At 34.3% G+C, this 10703-nt stretch carries 9 protein-coding genes; 4 read left to right on the top strand and 5 right to left on the bottom strand.

Going from position 1 to position 10703, the window contains the following annotated elements:
- The coding region (locus tag F0000_RS12020; RefSeq protein WP_149624964.1) for a transposase at positions 1-229 on the top strand (229 nt) is incomplete at its 5' end.
- Between the two features lie 12 nt (positions 230-241).
- Positions 242-451, top strand: coding sequence for a transposase (locus F0000_RS28600; protein ID WP_149624967.1), 210 nt, complete (start codon positions 242-244; stop codon positions 449-451).
- A gap of 38 nt (positions 452-489) precedes the next feature.
- Here F0000_RS28600 and thrC read toward each other — a convergent pair whose 3' ends face one another.
- The 4 genes from thrC to thrA form a co-directional block, all read right to left on the bottom strand.
- Positions 490-1779, bottom strand: a complete 1290-nt coding sequence (thrC, locus tag F0000_RS12010) for a threonine synthase (protein ID WP_149624963.1) — start codon at positions 1777-1779, stop codon at positions 490-492.
- A gap of 22 nt (positions 1780-1801) precedes the next feature.
- Positions 1802-2164 (bottom strand): RidA family protein, encoded by a 363-nt coding sequence (locus F0000_RS12005; RefSeq protein ID WP_149624962.1) that lies wholly within the window; start codon positions 2162-2164, stop codon positions 1802-1804.
- A gap of 127 nt (positions 2165-2291) precedes the next feature.
- Positions 2292-3218, bottom strand: a complete 927-nt coding sequence (locus F0000_RS12000) for a homoserine kinase (protein WP_149624961.1) — start codon at positions 3216-3218, stop codon at positions 2292-2294.
- A 205-nt stretch (positions 3219-3423) separates the two neighbouring features.
- Positions 3424-5868 (bottom strand): bifunctional aspartate kinase/homoserine dehydrogenase I, encoded by a 2445-nt coding sequence (thrA, locus tag F0000_RS11995; RefSeq protein ID WP_149624960.1) that lies wholly within the window; start codon positions 5866-5868, stop codon positions 3424-3426.
- 342 nt (positions 5869-6210) lie between these two features.
- Between thrA and F0000_RS11990 the strand changes: the two genes are divergently transcribed.
- A complete protein-coding gene (locus tag F0000_RS11990) occupies positions 6211-7749 on the top strand; it encodes an NAD(P)H-hydrate dehydratase (protein WP_149624959.1) in 1539 nt (512 codons plus the stop codon).
- Between the two features lie 120 nt (positions 7750-7869).
- The gene (locus tag F0000_RS11985; protein WP_255452700.1) at positions 7870-8736 is read left to right on the top strand and encodes an anti-sigma factor; all 867 of its coding nucleotides are present in this window, start codon (positions 7870-7872) and stop codon (positions 8734-8736) included.
- Positions 8737-9160: 424 nt separating this feature from the next.
- On the opposite strand, the gene rlmD is transcribed toward F0000_RS11985, so the two are convergent.
- Positions 9161-10588, bottom strand: coding sequence for a 23S rRNA (uracil(1939)-C(5))-methyltransferase RlmD (gene rlmD, locus F0000_RS11980; RefSeq protein ID WP_149624957.1), 1428 nt, complete (start codon positions 10586-10588; stop codon positions 9161-9163).
- Between the last annotated feature and the right edge of the window lie 115 nt (positions 10589-10703).

Below are 10703 nucleotides of genomic sequence, written 5' to 3'. Positions count from 1 at the left end.
ACCATTTACACATCTGGACAAAGGAATAGATGGGGATAAAAAAATTAACGGTAGAAAACGACATGTGATCACAGATACCGCAGGATTAATTTGGGGAGTAATTGTAGGAGCAGCTAATCAAGCGGATGGTGTGGTTGCAAGTAAGGTGGTAGAACCTCTATTAGGGTATTTAGATCGTATGGAAAAAATCTTGGCAGATGATGCTTACAAGAAAACATTTATGAAGTAGGTAGAAGGAAATATAGCTGGACTCGAAGTCGAGATCTCATCCGCACCTCCTTCCTCCAAAGGATTTGTTCCGTTAAAATGGAGATGGGTAACAGAAAGAACTTTTGGAATCTTTAATTTATTCCGAAGGCTTGACAAAGACTATGAAAAAACAACAGAAAGTCAAGAATCTTGGATATTATGGCAAAATTGTCAAATGATTCTCAATAGAATCACAAAATAATTGAAAATTATTTTTAAAAATACTCTAAAGGAGTTCTACTATTTTAATAAGAACTCCTTTAATTTTTGATAATCTTTTATTTTTAAGCTAACCTTCTCCTTGTTTAATACCTTTTTAATCTGTGATGGTATCTCAACAGTTGTATTCAATGTTTCTTCTACAATATCCAAAAATTTAACCGGATGCGCTGTTTCTAAAAATACCCCATATTCATTTTCTTGTAATTGATATTTTTTAAGCCCCAGATATCCTACAGCCCCATGAGGGTCTGCAATATACTTAGTTTCTTCATAAATTTGTTTCATGGCTTCTTTGGTAGTAGAATCATCAAAACTAAAGGCTGAAAACCTGTTTTTAAGAGACTCAAAATTATTATCGAATAACTGTTGAATTCTTATAAAATTACTTGGGTTTCCAACATCCATAGCATTAGAGATAGTTGCTTTTGATGGCTGTGGATTATATTCAGAATTTTCCATATATCTTACTACAGTATCATTGATATTAGTAGCGGCAACAAAATGTTTAACAGGTAATCCTAACTTGTTAGCTACAATTCCTGCGCAAATATTCCCAAAATTCCCACTGGGAACAGAAAAGACAATATCCTTTTTTTTATTCTTTAGTTGTTTATAGGCAAAAACGAAATAAAATAATTGAGGTAACCACCGGGCAATGTTGATAGAATTAGCAGAAGTAAGTTGTTTGTGAGCGGTAATGCTTTCATCTAGAAATGCCTTCTTTACCATGTCCTGGCAATCATCAAAAACCCCGTCTACCTCTAATGCTGTTATGTTTTTTCCTAATGTTGTGAGCTGTCTCTCCTGTATATCACTCACTTTACCCGATGGGTATAAAATCACAACATTAACTCCTCGTACCCCCAGGAAACCCTGAGCTACAGCTCCTCCAGTATCTCCAGAAGTCGCAACAAGAACCGTCACTTGATTTTTATTATTTTCATTAAAATACTCTAAGCACCGAGCCATAAATCGGGCCCCGACATCTTTAAACGCCATAGTTGGCCCATGAAAAAGCTCTAGAGTGCCAATGTTTTTTTCTATAGAAACGACAGGAAAGTCAAAACTTAATACATCTTTTAAAATGCTTTTTAAAACCGCTTCCGGGATTTCATCTCCAATAAATTGTTTGATTGTTTGGTATCCTATTTCTATCGGATCAAGGTTTTCAATGGTATCAAAAAAAGATGATGGTAAAGGAGTAATAGTTTCTGGAAAATACAAGCCTTTGTCTGGAGCTAATCCTTTTACAACAGCTTCAGAAAAAGATACTTTGGGAGCGTTATTATGTAAACTGTAATAGAGCATTTGTGTCTTTATTAATCATTAATTAAACGATTGCAGAAAATTCTATTTCTACCAGAATATCCGGATCGATAAGCTTAGAAACTTCTACCATGGATGTTACTGGTTTGATATCTTTAAAAAATTCTCCGTGGGCTTCTCCAATTTTTTCCCATTTGGTAATATCAGTACAATAGATTCGGGTTCTAATTATATGTGCCAGGTCTGCGTCAAATTCTATCAATACTTTTTTTACAGATTCAATAATAGCAACTGTTTGTTCATATTCATTAGCACCTTTTGCAGTAGTTCCTGATACTTCTATAATATTTCCGATTTTGATTGCTCTGGAATATCCTACACTATCTTCCCAGGGAGAACCCGTACTAATCTTTTTTATTTCTTTCATCACTTATATAATTATTGTTTTAGAAGTCAGATAGCATCTTTGATGCTTAAAATATTCATCTCCTTGCTTACAAACGCTTTTTTAACTATCTCTAGTCTCCTTCTAATTTGTTTTCTTCCATTGAGGATTATAACTCCATTATTTTTACTCCTTGATTATTTATTTTTGATATATGAATATCAAAATCAAGGCCCGTTTTTTTGTATACTTCATTAATACCCTGAGCTACTTTCTGAGCCGTATTCATACTTTTGCTCAAAGCAAATATAGAAGGTCCTGACCCTGAAATTCCACAACCAAGTGCTCCTTGTCGAATAGCAGTATCTTTTACCTTCTGAAATTCCGGAATGAGTATAGAACGCATAGGTTCTATAATCACATCTTCTAAACTTCTGCCAATAAGATCATAATCTTCTGTAAAAAGACCAGCAACTAATCCACCTACATTTCCCCATTGATTGATTGCTTGTTTTAGGGAAACATTTTGTTTAATGACAGATCTAGAATCTGATGTTTTAACTTCAATTTGCGGATGGATAACAGTCATCACCAAATCTTTAGGATTGTTCAATTTGATCACATCTAGTGGTGTATAACTTCGAACTAATGTGAATCCTCCCAAAAGGGCAGGGGCTACATTATCGGCATGTGCATTACCACTAGCCAGTTTCTCACCAACCATTGCAAATTCTACAAGTTTATAAGTAGAAAAAGGAGTGCCCAAAAGGTGATTTACAGCCCATACAGCGCCCGCGCTACTAGCAGCACTACTGCCTATCCCACTACCTGCTTTTATTTTTTTAAATATTTCAATTTCTACACCAATCTCTTTTCCGTACTCAGCTAATAAAGCTTGTACAGCTACTCCTGCAACATTTTTTTCTGTTTCTAGTGGTAAGTCAGCTCCTTCAATTTTTATTATTCTGACCCCTGGGGTTGAAGTAATATGAATAATCATTTCATCTCCAACAGTATCAAGACAACATCCCAGAACATCAAACCCACAAGATAAATTAGCAACAGTGGCAGGGGCAAATACTTTTATACTTTTCATCTGTTTATGCGTATTGTTTAGAGATCAGATGGAGTTTTTGATGATTACAATAATCATTCACTCTTGTGTCTAAAGTTTTTTTAAATTGTATGGTTTTCATTTTATGAAAATTTACTCGATAATCGAGATTTAAATGCTCCGAGGCTTGCCTCGAAATCAAAATGTTTTTTTCAATAAATGCCTCGTGGGTCTGCCCCGAGGTAGTTTACTTTTTTCCAATTCTAATGATATCTGCAAAAATACCCGAAGCAGTAACCTCTGCACCAGCACCAGCTCCCTTTACAATCAGAGGTTGTTTGGGATATCGGTCTGTATAAAATAAAACAATATTATCACTTCCCTCCAGGTTATAGAACGGATGATCTTCAGAAATATGTTGCAATCCTACTTTGGCTTTTCCTTCTTCATATTGCGCTACATATTTGAGACGACAATGCTTGTTATCTGCTTCCTCCAGAATTTGTTTAAAATGAGTTTCATTTTCTTTCAGAGATTCTAAGAAATCAGCTACACTAGCGGTATCTAAGCTCGTTTTAGGTAAAAAAGCTTCATTTTCTATGTCTTCTAATTCTAAAATATTCCCGCTTTCACGGGCAAGAATCAATATTTTACGAGCAACATCGATTCCGCTAAGATCAATTTTAGGATCAGGTTCTGTATATCCCTCTTCCTGTGCTTGCTTCACAATGTCATAAAAGTTAGTGCCTTGTTTGTAGTTGTTAAAAACAAAATTTAGACTTCCGGAGAGTACAGCTTGTATTTTATGGACGTGATCACCAGAAGCAATTAGATTGTTCAGCGTGTCAATAATTGGTAGTCCGGCACCAACATTTGTTTCATATAAAAAAGATGCACTAAACTTTCTGGAGAGTTCCTGTAATTCGGCATAATTTGCATATTCATCTGCACAGGCAATTTTATTACAGGTAACTACAGCCATACTTTCAGCAAGATAATGTTTATATATCCTGGCAATGTCTGGATCAGCGGTATTATCTACAAATATAGAATTACGAATATTCATTTTTTTTGCAGTTTCAAAAAAAACAGTAGCTTCAGATTTCTCTCCATTAGCTAACAACTCATTCCAGGAATCTAATTTAATTCCGTTTTCATCAAAAATCATGGTTCTGGAATTGGCAATTCCTACTACACGAATTTTGAGTCGGAGTTTTTCTTTAAGATAATTCTTTTGTTGTTCTAATTGTGCTAAGAGCCTACTTCCTACATTTCCAACACCTGTAATAAATAAATTTAGCTGTTTTGTTTTTACTTCAAAGAAGCGTTCGTGTAATATATTAAGTGCTTTTTTTACATCTTTTTTCTCAATGACAACAGAAATGTTTTTTTCTGAGGCTCCCTGAGCGATAGCTCTAATATTCACATTGTTTTTACCTAGTGTGCTAAACATTTTTCCACTTAGCCCCTGATGATGATACATATTATCACCTACAAGCGCAACAATAGCTGTATTGTCTTCAATTTTTACAGGATCAATTTTTCTTTTTGAAATCTCAAATTCAAAGGTTTGATCTAAAGCATTTTTAGCCTTTTCGGCATCTGATTCCTCAACGACCAGACATATAGAATGTTCAGAGGATGCCTGAGTAATTAAGATTACATTAATATTCTCAAGAAATAAAGATTCGAATAACCGTTTCGAAAATCCAGGAATTCCTACCATACCACTTCCTTCTAGAGAAATTATCGAAATATTATCGATATGACTAATGCCAGTAACCGGTTTTTGTTTATTCGTAATTTCTCTGGTAATTAATGTACCCTGATCCTCTGGGTTAAACGTATTCTTAATAACAATAGGAATGTTTTTATCCAGAATAGGGTGGATTGTAGGAGGGTAAATTACTTTAGCTCCAAAATGTGATAACTCCATCGCTTCCTGATACGATATATGTTTCACGGGTTTTGCTTGTTTTACTATTTTAGGATTTGCAGTGTACATTCCGCTAACATCTGTCCAGATTTGTAATTTACAGGCATTAATTGCGGCAGCTATTATTGCAGCAGTAAAATCAGAGCCACCTCTTCCTAACGTAGTAGGTTCTCCTTCTGAGGTTCTGGCAACAAAACCTGGAAAAAGAGTAATTTGCCTTGTATTATCTTCTACATATCTTTTTATTCTGAAATTCGTTTCATTATAATCTACTGTCAGCTTAGATGCATCCGTAGTTATTATAAAGTCTCGGGCATCTTTTAGTATTATATCCAGATCTTTTATTTTTGCAGCTTCAGAAATAATAAAAGAGGATAACATTTCTCCAAAACTCGCCAGTACAGAGGCTGTTTTGGGAGATAATTCACTTAATAGAAATACACCTTCACACAAAGCATCCAATTTGTTTAGCTCTGACTTAACTTTACTAATGATTGCACTTTGCGAAACTACAGGGATTAGTTCTTTTACAGTTTCCAGATGCCTGGACTCAATGATAGCAAGCGTTTTTTTATAATTATCATTATTAGAAGAAGCTTCTTTGCCAGCCTGCATTAATAAGTCTGTAATCCCTCCAAGTGCAGAAACTACAACATATAAGGGTTTGTCATTAGAGTGTTTTCTAATGATTTCTATTACTTTTTCTATAGTTGCAGCATTTGCGACTGAAGAACCTCCAAATTTTAGAACGTTCATGATATTTTTTTAATTTATATAATTAGTAAGGAGTATTTCGGTAATTCTTTTACTAAAAATGAACTACGTACTTGTTTTTTGAAAATATAAGATGATTAACCCCTAAGGGTAATGGTAGCAGTAGTAGTACGTGTAAAAGAAATATACATAAACATCATAATCGTTCCTAACGCGAAAAGTAAAACCGAGATTGAAACCGTACTAAACATTAGTTTGCTTTATATTAAGCTCCAAAAGTATAATTTTTTATTTTTGAACAAAATAAAAGTCAACTGAATCTTAAACTTTTGTTGATCTTTTAATTAATACATTGATTCATTAAAGTATTCCTAAAAAAAATAAATGAAAATATTTTCTGCAGCACAAATGCGAATGGCCGATGAGTTTACGGTAGCATCACAAAAAATTACATCTTTAGACTTAATGGAGCGAGCGGCCACACAAATATTTAATATGCTCCATCAAAGATTACAGGGAGCACCCATACCAATTCATGTTTTTTGTGGATTAGGAAACAATGGAGGCGATGGGTTGGTTGTTTCCAGATTACTAATAGAACATGGATATGATGTTAAGACCTATATTGTAAATTTCAGTAACAACAGATCCAAAGACTTTTTGGAAAACTATGATCGATTAAAATCTATTTTATCAGAATGGCCAATACAGCTAAAGTCTGATGATAATTTTCCTGTCATAAAAAAGGATGATATGGTAATCGATGCCATATTTGGTATTGGTCTTAACCGTCCTTTATTGCCATGGGTGATTTCACTAATCAAGCATATTAATGCCTCCAGATGTTTTGTAATATCTATTGATGTGCCTTCGGGATTGTATGCTGACAAAGTGCCTGATGATCCGGAGGGAGTTATTTATGCAGCTACAACTGTTACTTTTCAGCTTCCCAAACTAATATTTTTCCTTCCTGAAACAGGGCAGTACTCCCGTGATCTTGAGGTTATAGATATCGGACTTGATCGCGATTTTATAAACAAAACTCCTGGTTTTGCAGAGTTGGTAGGTAAAAACGAAGTATTATCTTTATATAGACCCAGGCATAAATTTGCTCATAAAGGAGATTATGGACATGGTGTAATTATTGGTGGTAGCTATGGTAAAATAGGAAGTGTTGTGCTAGCTACAGAAGCATTATTGAGAATTGGTGCCGGTTTGGCAACTGCTTATATCCCAGAATGTGGGTATGAAATTATGCAGACTTCTGTTCCTGAAGCAATGGTTGTTACAGATAGAGAAGATAATTTTATTACAAATATATCCATAGATTTTGAACCTGGTGTAATTGGAATAGGAATAGGGTTGGGTATTGATGACAAGACGATACAGGGATTCGAAACATTTTTGAAGCAGAACAAATCTAATCTGGTGATTGATGCTGATGGGATTAATATTTTGGCCAAAAAACCTCAGTTTTTGGACCTGATACCTGCAAAAACGGTATTAACTCCGCATCCTGGAGAGTTAAAAAGGTTACTAGGGGATTGGAAAGATGATTTTGATAAGATAGAAAAGACCAAAGTTTTCTCGAATGCACATGAGTGTATTATTGTCATAAAAGGTGCAAATACACTCATTGTTTATAAAGATACGGTCTTTGTAAATACTTCTGGAAACCCAGGAATGGCAACAGCTGGAAGTGGAGACGTATTAACGGGAATTATTACAGGACTTATTTCGCAAGGTTATGATCCTTTGCATGCTGCAGTTTTTGGAGTATACCTACACGGTAGTTCTGGAGATATAGCTATAAAAGAAACTGGTTATCAGGGATTATTAGCCAGTGATATAGTCTCTAATATAGGAAGATCCTACCTAGAATTATTTAAACAACCCGAGCAACAAATAGCCTTAGAAAAATAGATTTTATGGTAATCCTTCAAAAAAATAATGGTTTTAACGTACAATTTTGTCATGTTTTTGTAGTTAATTTGAATATTGGTATTTATACGATCAATATAGTTAATTAAAAAAGCAAAAATGATGAAAAAAAGAATTTTGGCAATTGGTATGATTGCTATGAGTTTATTGGCGGTTTCCTGTTCAGGAGATGATGATGGACCTCCAACAGCGGTCTTAACAATGCAAGTTGTAGGTCTAGAAACATTAACAAATAATGCAACGTATGAAGGTTGGATTATTGTAGAAGGAAATCCGATCTCTACCGGGAAATTTACAAGTACTGCTACAACACAAACTTTTGTGGTAAACGCAGATCAGCTTAATAATGCGACTTCGTTTGTATTATCAGTAGAGCCACCAAATGATTCTGATCCGGCACCGTCTGATGCTAAACTATTGAGTGGTAATTTTAACGGTACTACTGCCGAGGTTAGAGTAAATTCTGTTGTGGGTGATTTTACAAGTGTTTCTGGTAAATTTATAATTGCAAGTCCAACAGATATGATTACTGACAATGAGCAAAATGGTATTTGGTTCTTGGATCCTAACGGAGGGATGCCTGTTGCAGGTTTAGACTTGCCTACACTTCCACAAGGTTGGAAGTATGAAGGTTGGGTTATTTTTAATAATACTCCGGTATCTACAGGTACTTTTTCCTCTTTATCAGGAAGAGACGATTCTTCACCGTTTAGTGGAAATGAGGATGCACCAGAGTTTCCTGGAGAAGATTTCTTAAATAATGCTCCATCACCATTAAATTTTCCTGCTGACGGCGATGTGAGAGGAAAAGAAGTAGTAATTTCTTTAGAGCCAGATCCAGATTTTGATCAGGCAACACCTTTCTTCTTTAAGCCTCTTAAAGGAACTGCAGGACAACAATTAAATCCATCGGTTAATACACTTGCAGGAAATGGGACAGGACCTTTTGGGACAGTAACAAGACCATAAAGTGTTTTATATAGATTTTATAAAAAAGAGATTGTCCTTTCAGACAATCTCTTTTTTTTTACTTTCTGATTTTCTTGTGATTCCCTATTGATGGAGAAGACATTTATTGTATATTTATAGTGCTTAAAATTCCCCATAAAACATACTGCGTGGATGTAGTAAAAAGTTTTTTTAAGATCAACTAAATAAAAATATCTTACTAGAATATGAAGAGGTTTAAACAATTTTAATTCGCTATAAAAATGCTCTTTTTGACTCAATTTTTGAAATTTTTATACTTCGTTCATGGACTTCTGCTAAATTGTAGAAAACACTTCAATTGATCAATAAACACCTTTTTTTCACCAGAATCAAAAAAATATAAATTGCTTCTATTAAAAAATTGACAGTATTTTCAAAATAGTATGATTTTTAATTAGATTTTTTAAAGTTCTTTAATTACCTCTCTTTTTTCAAGTAAGACTACATTTTCTACATGATGGGTTTGTGGAAACATATCTACAGGTTGTACTCTGGTTACCTTATACATAGTATCTAATAACGACAAGTCTCTGGCCTGTGTGGCACTATTACAGCTCACGTATACAATTTTATTAGGAGAAATACTGAGCAATTGACTTACTACATCTTTGTGCATACCATCTCTGGGTGGATCCGTAATTACTACTTCGGGTTGCCCATGAACAGCGATAAATTCTGAGGTGAATACTTTTTTCATATCACCAACATAAAATTCTACATTACTGATATTATTATGTTTTGCATTTGATTTAGCATCTTCAATCGCTTCTGGTACAGCTTCTACGCCAATCACTTTCTTCGCTTTTTTAGCAACAAATTGCGCGATGGTTCCAGTACCTGTATATAGATCATATACCAATTCATTTCCGGTAAGCCCGGCAAAATCTCTGGTTATCTTATATAATTCATAAGCTTGTTTAGAATTGGTCTGATAAAAAGATTTAGCATTAATCTTAAAACGTAATCCTTCCATTTCTTCTTCTATATGATCTTTTCCGTGATAACAGATCACATCCTGATCATAAATTGTGTCATTTCCTTTAGAATTTATTACATATTGTAAAGAAGTAATTTCTGGAAACTCTGCTATGATATGATCCAATAATAAAGTTCTTTTTTCTACATCTTCATGAAAAAATTGAACAAGTACCATAATTTCTCCTGTAGATACTATGCGCATCATTAAGGTGCGTAGAAATCCGTGTTGGTTTCTGGCATTATAAAAAGTCAGGTTATTTGACGTGGCAAATTTTTTAACCTTATTTCTGATATCATTACTAGGGTCTTCTTGTAGGTGGCACATATCAATGTCTAATATTTTATCCCACATCCCAGGAATATGAAAGCCCAGTGCATTTCTATTCTCAATTTCAGTATCACTTTGGATCTCCTGTAGCGTAAGCCATCGACTATCACTAAACGAAAATTCCATTTTATTCCTATAAAAAAATTGATCTTCAGATCCTACAATAGGGGTTACCTTGGGTAGTTCAATTTTACCTAAACGCGTCAGGTTGTTTAGGACTTCTTGTTCTTTATAAGCAAGTTGGTGTGGATAGCCCATAAATTGCCATTTGCATCCACCACAGGTACCAAAATGTTCACAAGCAGGAGCTACACGTTTCTCTGACTTTTTATGAAAAACAGTGGCAGTACCCTCATAATAGGCCTTACGTTTTTTTGTAGTTTGTATATTTACAATATCGCCAGGAACAGCATTGTTAATAAATATAATTTTTCCATCAGGAGCCTTTGCAATACTTTTACCTTTTGCACCGGCATCCGTGATTTCAATATTTTCGAAGATTTGCTTTTTATTTTTTCTCGCCATAGCGCAAAAATAAGAATACAAAACATATACTTATTAATTATTCGCTATATCTTAATAAAAAGTATAAAAAACATTAATGCCTTTGGAATTTCAAAAAAGCATTAATGTTTAGTAT

Source organism: Aquimarina sp. RZ0 (assembly GCF_008370685.1).
Lineage (GTDB): Bacteria > Bacteroidota > Bacteroidia > Flavobacteriales > Flavobacteriaceae > Aquimarina.
The sequence above is the reverse complement of the archived record's forward strand: the minus strand, read 5'-3'. Positions and strand labels throughout refer to the sequence as shown.